Here is a 16,284-nt window from a genome sequence, read left to right as displayed (position 1 = left end):
TCAGAGCACCTTTCCGGTCGGCTCGGCGTCGAGCAGGTCGTCGTCCTCGGCGGGTGGGCGGCGCAGCAGGGCGATCGACCCGGAGACGGTGGTGGCCTTCAGCTTCCCCGTGCCCGCCCCGAGAGTTCCGGTGATCTTCTTCGCACCCCACTGACCGCTGACCCGGAGGGCCTCGAACGCGTTGGAGACCGCGCCGCTCGCCGTGTTCGCCTCGACCCTGGCGTCGGCCGGGTGCGGTAGCCGGATGGCGACCTCGCCGGAGACCGTGGTCAGCCGGATGTCCGTCGGCCTGTCCGACGTGTCGAGGTCCAGCACCATGTCACCGGTGACGGACTCGGCCCGGACCGAGGTGCCGGCGCCGTCGACGACCGTCAGGTCGCCGGACACGGACTGGAAGCGCAGGTCCCCGATGACGCCCTGCGCCTCGAGGCTGCCGGAGACGGTCTCGGCGCGCACCGCGCCTGTGAGGCCGACCAGGGTGGTATCGCCCGTGATGCCGCGCAGTTCCGCGCGTCCTCGGATCCCGGAGACCACCGCCCCGGCACCGATGACCCCCACCTCGACCGCCGCGCCGGAGGGTACGGCGAGCGAGACGACGGCCCGCCGGCGCGGAGCCTTGCGGTCGAGCCAGGTGAGGAATCCCTTCCAGGGCAGGTCCTCGTAGGCCACGGTGATCGTGCCGTCCCGCTGGGTCACGACCAGAGGCGGGCCCTCGACCTCGGAGACCTCCAGGCGTGCGGTCGACTCGTCGGTGCCGACGACGTTGACCGTGCCGTCGACTATGCGCACGTGAAGCGCTGTCACGGGCTCGCCGAAGGTGAGCCTCTGCGGCTCGGCGACGTTCCACCTCGACTCGGGCATGGATCCGGCCTCCCTGGAGTGCGGCATGACGCAACATATCGCGTCTTCTGGGAACACGATATATCGCGGATCCGTGAAGTCAAGGGTGATCCGGAAGGTGGTCCGGCGAGGTGACGGAGGCGGGCGGGTCGCCCCTCAAGGGCTCAAACAGCTCATACATGGGCACATTGCCCTAGCGTGTGGAGCATGACCGCGACATCCGTGGGCGCTCTGCTGCTGTGCCGGGCCGACCCCGAGACCGTACGGCCTGTGGCCCATCTCCTGCGGGAGCGCATGCTGCTCGTGCCCGCAGGGGACGGCTGGAGTGCGCTCGTCCCCGAGGGGAAGCCCTGGCAGCCGGAGGGCCACGAGGCGGGTGCCGCCGCGACGGGCGACACGGGCCAGGAGCCCGTCGACCGGGTCGTAGGCGGCTGGGCCACGGCGCTCGCCGTGGGCTCGGCCTGGCCCGCGGTCGCCCTGTGGTGGGACGGCGACAGGTCCGGGTACATCCTGGCCGCGGGCTTCCGCCGCCCCGTCGGCTACGTCTGGCTGGCCGACGGCACCCCGGCCGGTGAGGACGAGGCCATGCGGTCGTTCGCCGCCCGCCTTGGCCTGGACCCCGTCCTGGACGCCCAGGTGCTCGACACCCTCACACGTCCGGACCCGGAGGCCGACGCCGACGCCCGGCTCCGCGGGCTGCTGGCCGTCCTCGCCCGCACCGGACTGTCGCTGCCGCCCGGACTGTCGCCGGGTGAACCGGCCGACCGGCTGCGTGCCTCCGCAGGGGCCCACCGCGAGGTGCGGCAGATCGAGTGGGGCGGCCGGCGCGATGCCGTGCGACGGGAACTCGACGCCCTGGAGAGCGGCAGCCTCGGCCCGTGGATCCTCGGCCCGAAGGCCCGCGCGGTGGCCGCGGCGCAGGTCGCCGCAGGGCTGCCGCTCACCCTGTGGGGTGCCCGCCGGCGCAGCGGCGGCTGGCTCGCGGCCGGCCTGATCCTCCTGCTGCAGGGCGGGTCGGCGCTCGCGTACAACAGGTTCAGGGGAGGAGCGGGCCGGGGGGCCGTGAACGGCCCCCCGCGGTGACTAATCGTCCTCTTCCTCGTCGTCCAGCCGGGCCAGCCAGGTCGCGAGGCGTTCGACGGGAACCTCGAAGTCGGGGTTGAGGTCGACGAACGTACGCAGCTGCTCGGCGAGCCACTCGAAGGTGACCTCCTCCTCACCGCGCCGCTTCTCCAGTTCCTCGATGCCGCGGTCCGTGAAATACATGCCTGTGCTCGCTCCGGGTGGGGACGGTTGTGGTCATTGCAAGGGTAGGGCGTACGGGAACCGCCGGACGCGGTCCGGGACGGCCGTACCGGACGAGGGCCCGGCCCCGCGCGCGAAGCGCGGGGCCGGGCCCTCGTACAGCGGCCGGAGGGGCCGTCGGCGACCTCGGTCCCCGACGGCCCCCGGGATCAGGCCTCGAAGACCTCGGCGACCAGCTGCGTCTGCTCGGCCTGGTGGCGCTTGGCCGAGCCGACCGCCGGGGACGAGCCGTGCGGACGCGAGATGCGGCGCAGGCGCTCGCCGTGCGGCACATCGGCGCCGACGGCCAGGTCCAGGTGGTCGATCAGGTTGAGAGCGATGAACGGCCACGCACCCTGGTTCGCCGGCTCCTCCTGGGCCCAGAGGTACTTCTCGGCGTTCGGGTACTTGGCGATCTCGGCCTGGATCTCGGCGCCCGGCAGCGGGTACAGGCGCTCCAGACGGATGATCGCGGTCTCCGTGTCGCCCCGCTTCTCGCGCTCGGCGTCGAGGTCGTAGTAGAGCTTCCCGGAGACGAAGACGACCTTGCGGACCGCCTCGGCCTTCACCGACTCGTCGCCGATCACCGGGCGGAAGCCGCCGGTGGTGAACTCCTCCACCTTCGACGCGGCCGCCTTGAGGCGGAGCATCGACTTCGGGGTGAAGACGATCAGCGGCTTGTGGTGCGGGTTGTGCACCTGCCACCGCAGGAGGTGGAAGTAGTTCGACGGGAGCGTCGGCATCGCGACCGTCATGTTGTTCTGCGCGCAGAGCTGGAGGAAGCGCTCCGGGCGGGCGGACGAGTGGTCCGGGCCCTGGCCCTCGTAACCGTGCGGGAGCAGCAGGGTGACGCCGGAGGTCTGGCCCCACTTCTGCTCGGCCGAGGAGATGAACTCGTCCACGACGGTCTGGGCGCCGTTGACGAAGTCGCCGAACTGGGCCTCCCAGATGACCAGCGATTCCGGACGGGCCAGCGAGTAGCCGTACTCGAAGCCCATCGCCGCGTACTCGCTGAGCAGCGAGTCGTAGACGTTGTAACGGGCCTGCTCGTCGGAGAGGTAGAGCAGCGGGGTGTAGTCCTCGCCCGTCTTCTGGTCGACGAGGACGGCGTGACGCTGCCCGAACGTGCCGCGGCGGGTGTCCTGTCCGGCGAGCCGGACCGGGGTGCCCTCCATCAGCAGCGAGCCGATCGCGAGGGTCTCGCCCATGCCCCAGTCGATGGTGCCGTTCTCCACCGAGGCCGCGCGGCGCTGCATCTGCGGCAGCAGACGCGGGTGGACGGTGATCCCGTCGGGGATGTTCACCTGCGACTCGGCGATCACCTTCACGACCTCCGGGGAGACCGCGGTGGTCACGGCCACCGGGAACTGCGCCTGGACGTCGGGCACATGCGGCTGGGAGGGAGCCGAGGTGGCCTCGCGGACCTCCGCGAAGACCTTCTCCAGCTGGCCCTGGAAGTCCTGCAGCGCCTGCTCGGCCTCTTCCAGCGTGATGTCGCCCCGACCGATGAGGGACTCGGTGTACAGCTTGCGCACCGAGCGCTTCTTGTCGATCAGGGTGTACATCTGCGGGTTGGTGAACTCCGGGTTGTCGCCCTCGTTGTGACCGCGGCGGCGGTAGCAGATGAGGTCGATCACGACGTCCTTGTTGAACGTCTGGCGGTACTCGAAGGCCAGGCGCGCGACGCGGACCACGGCCTCCGGGTCGTCACCGTTGACGTGGATGATCGGCGCCTCGATCATGCGGGCCACGTCCGTGGCGTACATCGAGGAGCGCGAGGACTCGGGTGCGGCGGTGAAGCCGACCTGGTTGTTGATCACCACGTGCACGGTGCCGCCGGTGCGGTAGCCGCGCAGCTGGGACATGTTGAGCGTCTCGGCCACGACGCCCTGCCCGGCGAAGGCCGCGTCCCCGTGGAGCGCGACGGGCAGGACCGTGAAGTCCGTACCGCCCTTGTTGATGATGTCCTGCTTGGCGCGGGCGATGCCCTCCAGGACCGGGTCGACGGCCTCCAGGTGCGAGGGGTTGGCGGCCAGCGAGACCTTGATCTGCTCGCCGTCCAGCCCGGTGAAGGTGCCCTCGGCGCCCAGGTGGTACTTCACGTCGCCGGAGCCGTGCATCGACCGCGGGTCGAGGTTGCCCTCGAACTCCCGGAAGATCTGCGCGTACGACTTGCCGACGATGTTCGCCAGGACGTTCAGGCGGCCGCGGTGGGCCATGCCGATGACGACCTCGTCGAGGCGGGCCTCGGCCGCGGAGTCGATGACGGCGTCGAGCAGCGGGATGACGGACTCGCCGCCCTCCAGGGAGAACCGCTTCTGGCCGACGTACTTGGTCTGCAGGAATGTCTCGAACGCCTCGGCGGCGTTCAGGCGGCGCAGGATGCGGAGCTGTTCCTCGCGCTCGGGCTTCGGACGCGGGCGCTCCACCCGGTCCTGGAGCCACTTGCGCTCCTTCGGCTCCTGGATGTGCATGAACTCGATGCCGGTGGTGCGGCAGTACGACTCACGCAGCACACCGAGGATGTCGCGGAGCTTCATCAGCGTCTTGCCGGCGAAGCCGCCGACCGCGAAGTCGCGCTCCAGGTCCCAGAGGGTGAGACCGTGCTCGGTGATGTCCAGGTCGGGGTGCTTGCGCTGGCGGTACTCCAGCGGGTCGGTGTCGGCCATGACGTGGCCGCGGACCCGGTAGGAGTGGATCAGCTCGAAGACCCGCGCCGCCTTGGTGACGTCGTCGTCGTGCGACGCGTCGATGTCCTTGAGCCAGCGGACCGGCTCGTAGGGGATGCGCAGCGCCTTGAAGATCTCGTCGTAGAAGTCGTTCTCGCCGAGCAGCAGCTGGGACAGGACGCGCAGGAACTCGCCCGACGCGGCACCCTGGATGACCCGGTGGTCGTAGGTCGAGGTCAGCGTCATGACCTTCGAGATGCCGAGCTTGTTCAGCGTGTCCTGCGAGGTGCCCTGGAACTCGGCCGGGTAGTCCATCGCACCGACGCCCATGATGAGGCCCTGTCCGGGCATCAGGCGGGGCACCGAGTGGACGGTGCCGATGCCGCCGGGGTTGGTCAGCGAGGCGGTGACACCGGTGAAGTCGTCCATGCCCAGCTTGCCGACGCGGGCGCGGCGGACGATGTCCTCGTACGCCTGCCAGAACTCGAAGAAGTTGAGCGTCTCGGCCTTCTTGATGGCCGCGACGACCAGCTGGCGGTCGCCGTTCGGCTTGACCAGGTCGATGGCCAGGCCGAGGTTGATGTGCTCCGGCTTGACCAGGGTCGGCTTGCCGTCCTTGACCGCGAAGGAGTAGTTCATCGACGGCATGGCCTTGAGGGCCTGCACCATCGCGTACCCGATGAGGTGGGTGAAGGAGATCTTCCCGCCGCGGGCGCGCTTGAGGTGGTTGTTGATGACGATGCGGTTGTCGAACAGCAGCTTCACCGGAACGGCGCGGACGGACGTGGCCGTCGGCAGCTCGAGCGAGGCGTTCATGTTCTTCGCGACGGCGGCCGACGGACCGCGCAGCGTCACGTACTCGGGGCCGGCCGGGGCCTCGGTGGGGGTCTCGTCCTCGGCGGGCGCCGGGGCGGCCTTCGCCGGTGCGGCCGCCTTGGCGGGGGCGGCCGCCTTGACCGGCGCCGCGGGCTGTGCGGCCGGGGCGGGAGCCGCCTCGGCCGGAGCCGGAGCCGCGGGTGCCGGGGCCTTCGCCGGAGCGGCGTTGTCGACCGCGTTCACGGCCGTCGCGGCCGGCGCGGCCGCAGCTGTGGGAACGGGCTTGTCCGCCGTGCCGGACGCGCCCGGCTTGTAGTCGGCGAAGAAGTCCCACCAGGCGCGATCGACCGAATTGGGATCCTGCAGGTACTGCTGGTAGATCTCGTCGACGAGCCACTCATTGGGGCCGAAAGCGGCGGCCGGGTTGGACCCGGAGCCTGCTTCTTGATCGGTCGAGATGCTCGAGTTACTGGGGGACTGAGACGACACGGCGGCAACCGCCCTCTTCCGCTTCACAAGGTGATGGACAGCGGAAATCAAGGCTACGCCCCCCGAGCCGTAACGTGCAGGCCGGGCCGGTCTTCGTCGTGCACATCACATCGGAAGCCGGGTTTCGGCGCATGAAATGGCGGGAAACAAGCGGGGTTCCGCTGCACTTCGGGTACGCGAGGCCGTGGGAACGGCCCCCTGGACCGTATCTCTTCTCGGACCTCGGGGAGAACGAGGCCCTCGGGTTCGAACGCGGGGTCAATCCCATAGCTGCGGGTTCCCCGGAAGAGTGACTTGAATCCGGCAGCCGCGAGCTGATTCGGCCACGCCGATGCGGCCGCCGTGCAGGTCCACCGCCCACCGGGCGATGGCCAGCCCCAGACCGGTGCCACCGTCGCTGCCGGGACCGTGCGGGGACGGCGCCCGGCCCCGGTTGAACCGCTCGAAGACCCGGTGCCGCTCCGTCTCCGGGATGCCCGGGCCCTCGTCGATGACCTCGAGCTCCAGCGACTCGGGATGGTCCCCGCGCCGCGCCAGCACCGTGACCCGGCCGTGCGGCGGGCTGTGCTTGACGGCGTTGTCGATCAGGTTGGCGACCACCTGGTGCAGCCGCTCGGCGTCCGCGTACGCCGTCAGTTCGGGCGGTGACACGTCGAGATGCAGATGGACGTCCGTACGGGTGTGGTTGCCGGAGCCCGACGAGAGCCGGCGCTGCGAGGTCGCGAGGTTGGCCTCCTTCAGCACGCCCGACAGATAGGGCCACACCTCGAAGCGGCGCGCCTTCAGCGTCACCACGCCGTTGTCCAGGCGGGAGAGGTCCAGCAGGGTCTCCACCAGCCTGCCCAGGCGCTCGGTCTGCTTCAGCGCCGTCCGCATCGTCTCGGGGTCGGCGGCCGACACCCCGTCCACCACGTTCTCCAGGACGGCCCGGAGCGCGGCGATGGGTGTCCGCAGTTCGTGGGAGACGTTGGCGACCAGTTCCTTGCGGTGCTGGTCCTCCGCCTCCAGGTCGTCCGCCATGCGGTTGATCGTCTGCGCCAGGTCGCCGAGCTCGTCACGCCGCCCGGCGCCGCTCACCCGCCGCGTGTAGTCGCCGTGCGAGATCGACCGGGCCACGGCCCGCATCTCGTCGAGCGGGGCCGTCAGGCCGTGCGCCACGAACTGGGTGATCAGCAGCGTGGCTATCACCGAGAAGACCGTGATGAACCGGAACTCGGTCCTGGTGCGCAGGGCGACGATGAGCAGCCCCGTCGTGATGAACACCGAGATCACGACGAGCGTGCCCAGCTTCGCCTTGATCGAGAAAGGCCGCAGTCCGGAGCCGGGCCGCGTCATGGCGCCGGTGTCTCCAGGGCGTACCCGACGCCGTGGACGGTACGGATGCGTTCGGCCCCGATCTTGCGGCGCAGGGCCTTGATGTGGCTGTCGACCGTACGGGTCCCGGAGGCGTCCGCCCAGTCCCAGACCTCGGCCAGGAGCTGCTCGCGGGAGAGTACGGCGCGCGGGGTGTTGGCCAGGCAGACCAGCAGGTCGAACTCGGTCGGCGTGAGGTGGACGTCGTCCGCGCGTACCCGGACCCGGCGCTGGGCGTGGTCGATCTCCAGTTCGCCCAGGCGCAGGATGCCGCTGCGCGGGGTGACGGCGGCCAGTGCGGCGCGCTCGACCCGGCGGAGCAGGACGTGGACCCGCGCGGCGAGCTCACGCATGGAGAACGGCTTGGTCATGTAGTCGTCGGCGCCGACCCCGAGGCCGACGAGCATGTCGGTCTCGTCGTCGCGTGCGGTGAGCATCAGCACCGGAACAGGGCGCTGGGCCTGCACGCGGCGGCAGACCTCCAGGCCGTCGAAGCCCGGAAGCATGATGTCGAGCACCATCACGTCGGGCTGCCAGGCCTCGGCCGCGTCCACCGCGGCCGGCCCGTCCAGCGCGGTCTGCACCAGAAAGCCCTCGGCCCGCAGCCGCGCGGAGATGGCGTCGACGATCGTCGCGTCGTCCTCGACCACCAGCACCCGGCGCTGAGCCCCGGGGGTGGCCGCGACGCCGTTGTGGGTGGTGTGTGTCTGTTCCATCGCCCCGCCCCTGCCCGTTCTCACGGAGGCCATACCCCCGGAGGCACGGTTATCGCTTGTGGATGTCGTCGGTGATCCCTTGTGCCGGTCAGCAGCGTAGAGGCAGAGGGCGGCTCCCGGCTACGCAGGGTGTTGTCCGACGTGAAGCCGTGACCCCCTCGGCCACGCCGGAGTCCGACCCCGGAGCGCCCCGGCCCGTGGGGGCGCGGGGGGCTCCGGGGCCGAGGCGGTTCAGTGCGCCGCGCGGGCGAGATGGACCACGTCCGGCACACCTCGGGCAACGGCTACTTCTTCGGTCCGTACCGCGTGGAATCCGGCATTCCGCAACGCTTCCTCGAAGGCCGGGGAGGGCTGCGCGGACCACACCGCGAGGACTCCGCCGGGCGTCAGCCGAGCCCGGCAGGCGGCCAGCCCGGTGGGCGAATAGAGGCTTTCGTTGTCCTCGGTGACGGTCCAGTCCGGGCCGTTGTCGATGTCCAGACACAGTGCGTCGTAACGCTCCGTGGTCGTCCGGAGGTGGTCGACCAGGTCCGTACGCAGGATGCGGGTCCGCGGGTCGGCGAGTGCGGCGGCGGAGATCCGGCCGAGCGGCCCGGCGGTGTGCCAGTCCACGATGGCCTGCTCGCGCTCGACGACGAGGATCCGGCCCCACCGCGGCTGGGCGGCGGCCCTGACCAGGGAGAAGCCCACTCCCAGCCCGCCGACGAGTACGGAGGGACCCGGCCGGTCGTCGGGCAGTGCGGCGAGCGCCGCGTCGATCAGCAGCCGCTCGGAACGCCCGTCGGAGGTGTCCATCAGGAAGCACCCGTTGGCGATGATCTCGAAGTCGTCGCCGCGTTCCCGCAGGACGACTTCGCCGTACGGCCCCTCGCGTCGGTCGAGCGTGACGGGGTGGGGGGCGTGTGTGGCGGGCATGGGCGAGGCCTCCGGTCTCGGGTCGGTCCTGGTGGTGCTGATCCGGGTCATCCTCCCCGCCCCCGCCCGCCGGGACCAGGCGGTTTCGCCCGGCTCACCCGGACCGCCGGGCGATCGCCCGGACCGCCCGGCAGTCGGTGGACGGAAGGGCGGGAGGCGCCGGCCGCCTCGCCGGGCGGCCCGGTGGCCGGGAATGGCCACGAGCCTCATGGTGCTGGCGTAGAGGTACGCGCAGGCGTCGCCCGCTCGTCGTCCCGGTGGGGGCCGGGAGGACGGTGAGGGCCGGTGGTCGGGCGCGGTGGTCCCCCGTCCGGACGGCTTCGGGCGGACGGCCGGGGCGACCGGAGCCGAAGCCGCGTGGTCCGCGGTTCCGGCCGGCCGGACCGGGATCTCCGTGTCCCTCGCAGATTGAGTCTGCGAGGGGCGTTGCTGCCGACCTGTATCTCGCAGGTTTCATGTGCTCAGATCGGAGCTCGGTTGTGCAGCTTTAGTTTGCGAATTCGTCGTGGTCCACGGCGCCCAGGTGGAGTCGTTGGCGTTGCCGGGTGTGACGGCGGCCGACCGTGGTGGTGATTGGTAGGTAACGCGCCAAGGCACCGGTCCAGGGGCTGACCATGCGACGGATGTGACGGATCTTCCAGTTCGTCCAGCGGCGGCGCCTCTTTGCGCCGTCCGACCTGCCAGAGCCCGGTTTGCGGACCGCTATCCTGCCATCGGATCGCCGCGCCCCGGCTCGGGGCCGGCTGGCGGGTGTGCAGGGGGACCGAATTTTGACAAGCAGCGCCGTAGCCGCCGTCCCGGAGCAAGACGTACCGTTCGCCGCGGTTGCCGTCGTTGACTTCAGCAATCTGTGCCCCGCGCCACGCTCGGACGCAGATGTGTATGACGGACTGCATGCGATAGACAGCGTGGTTCGCCAAGCCATAAAGCAGCACTGGCCGCTTGTAACGGACCTGCACCTGCGTCTCTACGGGGGGTGGCTATTCCGTAATGGGCGCGAAACCAGACAGTGGGAATGGGCACTTCCGCACCTTGCTGACTTTCACACGCGGCGCGATGGTCTGCGGGTCGAGCCAGAGCTGGCCCATTCCTCGGCTTGGCGTCCGGACACTCGCATTCGGGGTACTTTCCGCCTTGCCCGCGAGGCCGATCCCGGAGAGCCAGCCAGGGCCATGCAGAAGATGGTTGACGGCCTGATCGTCGCCGACTCGCTGCGTTACAGCCTGGAAGGTAAGCCAACCATCCTCGTCAGCGACGACGACGTGCTGCCTGGCCTACTAGCCGCCACCGCACGTCCGACCCGCAGCATGATTTGGTTGCGCAAGCGCGCCCCGGGTCAGTCCTGTAATGACCAGTGGCTTACGAGCTATTCGAACATCGAGATCTGTCACGCACCAGGATGGCCGACATGGTAAATGCTGATGTAACCGCGTTCGCCGAGGTATTGCGGGCGGACCTGATGACCTTTGTGGACCCGGGAACAGAACCGGAGATCACAGCTCGGGGCGGCGGGCTTCTCGTTCGTTGGTCGCATGACTTCGATGAGCGCGAGGCGTTGTTCACGTGGGACGGCAGCCGCGAGAAGTGGGTCGTCGAACAAGACGGCAAGCGTGTTGACTACGCGTCCTTTATTGCAGGACCGGAACTGGCCGACCTGCGAGCCCTGGCCAAGAACATCGTTCAGGTCCTCGGCCGCCAACGCAGCGGCCGCTACGTCCCAGGCCGTGCCCGCCTTTCCGGCGGCGTCGACGAGGATGCCGCGACGCTCGTCGAGCGTTCCTCCGTGTCGGAGGACGAAGCGACGAAGATCGTGTTCGTCACCGGCGACGCCGGCGCTGGCAAATCACGGATGCTGTCCGAGCTCACCTACGAGGCTGCGGTCCGCTATTTGCGGGGCGAAAGTAGCTACCTATATTTCAATGTCAGCGCCCAGGGTCGCGGACTGGCGCGCCTCAATGAAGCCCTGGCCACTGAACTCCAAGACCTGCGGGCCCGGATGACGTACCACTCGGTGGCTCGCCTGGTGCGGCACGGCCAGCTCCGGCTGATTGTCGACGGCTTTGACGAGCTGATCGGCGGGCAGGGCAGCTATGAGGAAGCGTTCGGCTCACTCGCCGGGTTCATCGAGGAACTGGACGGGCGTGGTTCGGTGATCGCCGCTGCCCGCAGCGTCTATTACGAGCAGGAGTTCCTTGCTAGAACCAATAGCAGCTCCGAACTCGGCTCCCTGCTTTGGTCGCTTGTTCCGGTGGAGATGCGATTGTGGGGCACGGTCGAGGTCGATGCTTACCTCCAGGGCTTCGCCCCGGCCGTTCGCACCCGGGTGCGGTCCCTGCGCGACAGCCCCGAGGCGGAGGGCACACTGCTGGACAAGCCCCTGTTCCTGGCGCGAACCTGCGAGCTGATGGAGGCGGAGAACCAGTCCATCGAGTCCGGCCGTCCACTGCTCGGGCAGCTTGTGGACGCTTACGTCCAACGCGAGGTCAGCAGCAAACTGGTCGGCCAGCACGGTCAGTACCTAAGTGGCGAGCAGTACGTTGAACTGCTCACGGAGATCGCCATCGAGATGTGGCGCCAGAAAACCCGTGAACTCAACCGCGCCACGCTCCACGACCTGGTGTCAATTTTCGCCCAGCTCCACGAGCTGCCCACCGAGGCCCAGCAGAACCTTGTCGATGCCGCAGCCAGCCGTGCCATGCTCAAGCTGGGCACCAAGCCCGGCACTGTTGCGTTCGAGCACGACCTGTTCTTTGGTTTCTTCCTGGCGAAGCCGATAGAGGAGGCACTAATCCGAGGCAGCCAGGAGACCGCTTCCATCCTGCGCCGCGCCAACCTCCCCGTCGAAGCCGCCCGTGCGGCGGTCGGCGGCGTCCTCGAGTCCGGCAGCAGCGGCCAGGACGTTCTCTCCGTGCTCGCTCTGGCCGTAGACCCGAACGACTCCTTCGCGGAGGTGGTGGGTCGTAATGCTGGCACTCTCGCGGCAGAAGTCCTCCGACTGCGCGGCACAGCCGAAAAGCATCTAATGGTGCAGAACGTGACGTTCGCGGACGCCGACACTTCGGGTCTGTCGGTACGGGGCGCCTCCCTAGTAGGCATCCGATTCGAGCGTTCCGACTTGCGTAACACCCAGTTTGAATCGTGTGTCGCGCGGGATGTCGGTTGGCACCTTGTGGTGATCGACCCCGAGACCACCCGGCTCGATTTCACCGGCGTTACCCCGGCCGACTTTGTCGGATTGCGAGTGGCTGGTAGTCAAGGAGTGGAGCAGGACTTCGTTACATCCTCGATCCTGCGTCGGCTCCGTGCTTGCGGTCTCGGAGCCGACATCGACGAGGTGCGGACGCGCGACATTGCCGACAGCGTGGTGGCGGTGGTTGAGAAGATCGCTCGGCACTACTCGCGCTCTAACATGCTCTGCACCGACGATGGCGCGGTCGGCGCCCTCGCCGTTACCCCTGTCGGGCAACGAGTGCTCAACGCGGCCGAGGACTCCGGCGTGGTCCGCCGGGAGCCGCGGGCGACGTCAGGGCGGCCCAAGGTCTTCTACCGGCGTATGGTCCTACCCGAGACGCTGTTGGCCGGCCTTGTCGAAGACGCGCCGGTGCCGCCTGCGGTCGCCGATTTCTGGTCCCGCCTGACGGAGGTCGCCTAAAGAGGTCCTAACAAAAGCCGTTGGTGTTGTGACTGTCGGCTTGGATGCTGGTTGGGCTGCCCGTTGAGAAGAGAAACCCTTGTCCGTGGATTGTGTCGGATGAACTGTGTTCGCCCCTACGGCCGTTGTTGCCTGAGCCGCGCCCGAGGGTGGTGCGGGGCGGCCGAAAGTTCCTGACCCTGGGCGGTGCGATCGGTGGCCTTGCACAGGGATAGCCTTCCGGTCATCCACATGCATCGGGCCTCCCGCGGACGCACGAAGGAACGGCTCACCCAGCCACCCCGGAGTGAACCGCTCCAGGATTGATGGAGGCTCCATCAGACGGAGCGGTTCGCTCCTAAGGAGCCCGCGGAACTGGTCACAGTCACTATCCCGGAGATGGGTAATGATCGACCGCTGGCTTTACTGTCCAAGCACACCTGGTCGTCCGATAGGCCGCGGCAACCGCCACAGTTGTCGCGCCTGTGTGCGTTCGTCAGTCAACGAGGTAGTGGGCTTCGATGTAGGCGACGGTGGAGTCATACGGCTCCCCCACCGGCTTCAACATGTACCGGCGGAAGACCGCCGCGGTGGCGCGGCGGACGCCTCGGTTGCGAGCGTCGGCGTTGTCCCATGACCGGGCGAGGGTGCGGGTGACCACCTGGTCGATCTCCTCGGCCAGGTTCCGCTCCGTGACTGTGAGGCCGGACGGTGCGTGGTCGTGGATGATTCGCGACAGGACACCTATGTGGTCGTCTTCGAGTACGACGACGGCTTCGGCGGGGTGCTTCTCGGCGTCCACGATGGCGCGGGCGACCCGGAGTGCTTCGGACAGGAACTCCAGCGCTTCCTGGGCGTTCTGGATGATCCGGTCCCGCAGCAGCCTGATCCGCTCCGCTAGGGCGGTGTACTTCACGGACCCTGGTTCGACGCCCGCTTCGAGGGTGGCCTTGATGTGGTCGAGGATTTCTGCTGCGGACGGCGGTGTCTTGTCCTCGTCGTCCTTGTCAGGCTTGGGTCGGACGAGGGCCAGCAACTCCTTAAGGACGGAGATGCCTTGGGCGTCCAAGACCAGGGCTTCTTCCTGGGAGGCGACCACAGAGAAGGAGTGGACGTGAGCATTGATGATCTCCAGGACCATCGGTCCCAGCTCGCCCAGCCGTTCCTTCCTCTCCTCGTCGGAGGACTTCTTGAACAGAGTCGTGTACACGGACCCGAACAGCCCGAATCCGTTTTGGTACTTGATGATCCGCTTGTCGGTGTTGATGAGCGGGTATAGGCGGGCGAGGAGCCGGTAGTCCTTGGTGAACACCTCGGCGGCGCCAGAGTTGGCTTCCAGGAAGACGTTGATGGCTCGCACAGACTCGTATCCGTGGACCGTGAGGTCCAGGCCATCCACGTCCACGAGGAGGTCTTCGATGCGGGCGAAGGTGGTGCGGAACTCCGCGACCAGATCGGATACGTCGGTGACAAACCCACCCCCCTTGCCTGCCCCCTCCGAAGTGGGGTCGACGACGGCCCGCTGGACCTCTTCGCCCAGGCTGATGTAATCCACGACCACGCCGGAGGTCTTCACGAACCCGGTCGGGGACACCCAAGTGCGGTTCGGGCGGGTGATCGTCTGGAACAAGGTGTGTGCCTTCAGTGGCTTGTCCAGGTAGAGGACGCCCTCGTTGGGTGCGTCGAACCCAGTCATCAGCTTCGCGGTCACCACCAGGAAGCACAGCGGGTCGTCCGGGGTGAGGAACCGCCGTTTCTGAGCCTCCTCATCGACCTCCGAGAGCTGGAACGGCCGCATGGCGGGATCTTCGTCCTTGGAGTCCGAGACGGATATGTTCACCTCGGCGGTGATCCGGTCATGCTTCCCGATCTCGGCGAGCATCTGTGATGCCTCGAAGCCAGCCAACAGCTCGTTGATCTTGTCCGTGTACGCCACGGCCAGCTCACGGTTGTAGGCGACGACCTGAGCCTTGAGGCCGTTGCGGTAGGCGCCAGCCAGGTAGTGGTCCACGATGTCCTGGCAGACCGCGTGGATGCGGTCGGGGTTGGCGAACACAGAAGTGAGGCGTCCGAACTTGCGGGACAGGGCCTCACGGTCGGGGTCGTCGAGGTCGAATTCATCGGCGAACTGGTCGAACTCAGCTTGCAACGCTTGGTCGTTCATTTCGAAGGAGACCGGATGCGGGTCCAGCATGACCGGGACGGTCGCCTCGTCCAGCAGGGACCGGGACACCGAGTACCGGTGCAGCACCCTGCCCGGGTCGGTCTCCTCGCCGAAGAGGGCGAAGGTGTCGGTGGCCAGGTTTCTCACGGGGGTGCCCGTCATGCCAAAGAACTTCGCGTGCGGCAACGCTGCGCGCATCTGCCCGGCCAGGGACTTTGATCTGGCGGACTGGGTGCGGTGTGCCTCGTCAACCAGCACGATGATGTTGCCTCGGGTCGCCAGGTTCTTGCCAGCGTCGGCGAACTTGTGGACGGTCGTGGAGATGATGCCGCGCACGTCGTCGGCCAGCAGGGAACGCAACTCCTTGCTGGTGGCCGGCTGGTGGAAGTAGGCATCCCCCATAGCGGAGGTGAACACCCCGGAGGTCTGCCGGACGAGCTGGGTCCGGTCCGAGAGCAGGATGATCGTGGGCGACTCGGTGCGGGTGTCGGTCAGCAGGAGCGAAGCGGCGAACACCATCAGCAGCGTCTTCCCAGACCCCTGGTGGTGCCAGATCAACCCTTTTGCCCCGCCCTCTAGGACCCTCTCGTGGATCAGGTGTGCGGCCTCCATCTGCGGGTAGCGGGGCAAGTACTTCTTGTCCGCCCCACCACCTGAGGTGTCGAAGAGAGCGAAATTGGCGAGCATGTCCAGGATTGTGGCCGGATTGAGCAGCAGTGTGACGGAGCGCTGCACGTCAGCCTGGCCGGAGAGGCTCTCGTCGTCGGCGGTGGACCGGAACGGCTGCCACAGGTTCGTGGGCGCGCCGGCGGCACCGAATCGCAACTTCAGCCCGTCGGAGGCGACGGCGAAGACATTGGGGGTAAAGAACCACGGATACTCCGTGGCGTACACGTCGTTGATCTCGCGGGCGGCATCGGCCCACCCGGACTTCGCGGTTGGTGACTTCACCTCGACGACCACCAGGGGCAGGCCGTTGACCCAGTACACCAGGTCGAACCGACGGGAGGTCTTGCCGGGGACGGTGATGGTCACCTCGTCCGACACGACCAGCGTGTTGGCGGCCGGGTGCTCGAAATCGATAACCTTCAGGGCATGCCACACGCCGTCGGCGTCCCGGAACTCTTTACGTCCGCGCAGCAGGCGTAGCACCTGCGCGTTGGCCCGCACCAGCCCGCCTTCGACGGCATTGACCGTGGCGACGATCTCCTCGACCACCGCGTGCACGTCGAACCCGTCGATCACCCCAGGGTTTAACCGGACGATGGCGTCCCGCAGCTGGCCGGCGACCACCGTCTGCGTCGTCTCACGCGGCAGCGACCTGCCCGCTGTGAAGCCCCAGCCCATCGGGAGGGACCACTGGATCATCAGGCTCTGGAACTCACGCTCTCGAATGCCCTTCGCCAC

Annotated in this window: 10 protein-coding genes; 3 read left to right on the top strand and 7 right to left on the bottom strand. The window is 68.2% G+C overall.

The features are described from left to right. The gene (locus tag BA175_RS09005) at positions 1–861 is read right to left on the bottom strand and encodes a DUF4097 family beta strand repeat-containing protein (protein WP_069170773.1); all 861 of its coding nucleotides are present in this window, start codon (positions 859–861) and stop codon (positions 1–3) included. A gap of 186 nt (positions 862–1,047) precedes the next feature. Between BA175_RS09005 and BA175_RS09000 the strand changes: the two genes are divergently transcribed. Further along, entirely contained in the window at positions 1,048–1,923 is an 876-nt protein-coding gene (locus BA175_RS09000) for a hypothetical protein (protein ID WP_069170772.1), read from the top strand. On the opposite strand, the gene BA175_RS08995 is transcribed toward BA175_RS09000, so the two are convergent. The 5 genes from BA175_RS08995 to BA175_RS08975 form a co-directional block, all read right to left on the bottom strand. Beyond that, positions 1,924–2,106, bottom strand: a complete 183-nt coding sequence (locus BA175_RS08995; RefSeq protein ID WP_069170771.1) for a DUF6104 family protein — start codon at positions 2,104–2,106, stop codon at positions 1,924–1,926. It lies immediately after the preceding gene. Between the two features lie 188 nt (positions 2,107–2,294). Further along, on the bottom strand, positions 2,295–6,098 hold the full coding sequence (locus BA175_RS08990) for a multifunctional oxoglutarate decarboxylase/oxoglutarate dehydrogenase thiamine pyrophosphate-binding subunit/dihydrolipoyllysine-residue succinyltransferase subunit (protein ID WP_069170770.1): 3,804 nt from the start codon (positions 6,096–6,098) through the stop codon (positions 2,295–2,297). A 258-nt stretch (positions 6,099–6,356) separates the two neighbouring features. Continuing rightward, complete coding sequence (locus BA175_RS08985) at positions 6,357–7,433, bottom strand: HAMP domain-containing sensor histidine kinase (RefSeq protein WP_069170769.1); 1,077 nt, start codon at positions 7,431–7,433, stop codon at positions 6,357–6,359. Next, positions 7,430–8,167, bottom strand: a complete 738-nt coding sequence (locus BA175_RS08980) for a response regulator transcription factor (protein ID WP_069170768.1) — start codon at positions 8,165–8,167, stop codon at positions 7,430–7,432. Before BA175_RS08980 ends, BA175_RS08985 begins: the two co-directional genes overlap by 4 nt. A gap of 231 nt (positions 8,168–8,398) precedes the next feature. Continuing rightward, positions 8,399–9,082 (bottom strand): spermidine synthase, encoded by a 684-nt coding sequence (locus BA175_RS08975; protein ID WP_069172019.1) that lies wholly within the window; start codon positions 9,080–9,082, stop codon positions 8,399–8,401. Between the two features lie 770 nt (positions 9,083–9,852). Between BA175_RS08975 and BA175_RS30865 the strand changes: the two genes are divergently transcribed. After that, positions 9,853–10,497 (top strand): hypothetical protein, encoded by a 645-nt coding sequence (locus BA175_RS30865; RefSeq protein WP_139131381.1) that lies wholly within the window; start codon positions 9,853–9,855, stop codon positions 10,495–10,497. After that, on the top strand, positions 10,482–12,734 hold the full coding sequence (locus BA175_RS08970) for an NACHT domain-containing protein (RefSeq protein ID WP_079159474.1): 2,253 nt from the start codon (positions 10,482–10,484) through the stop codon (positions 12,732–12,734). The genes BA175_RS30865 and BA175_RS08970 overlap by 16 nt, the downstream gene beginning before the upstream one ends. Positions 12,735–13,209: 475 nt before the next feature. Here the strand turns inward: BA175_RS08970 and BA175_RS08965 are convergent, their stop codons facing one another. After that, positions 13,210–16,284: a type I restriction endonuclease subunit R gene (locus BA175_RS08965; RefSeq protein ID WP_069170766.1), complete on the bottom strand. Its 3,075-nt coding sequence runs from the start codon at positions 16,282–16,284 to the stop codon at positions 13,210–13,212.

Source organism: Streptomyces griseus (genome assembly GCF_001715295.1).
GTDB classification, from domain to species: Bacteria; Actinomycetota; Actinomycetes; order Streptomycetales; family Streptomycetaceae; genus Streptomyces; species Streptomyces griseus_G.
The sequence above is the reverse complement of the archived record's forward strand: the minus strand, read 5'-3'. Positions and strand labels throughout refer to the sequence as shown.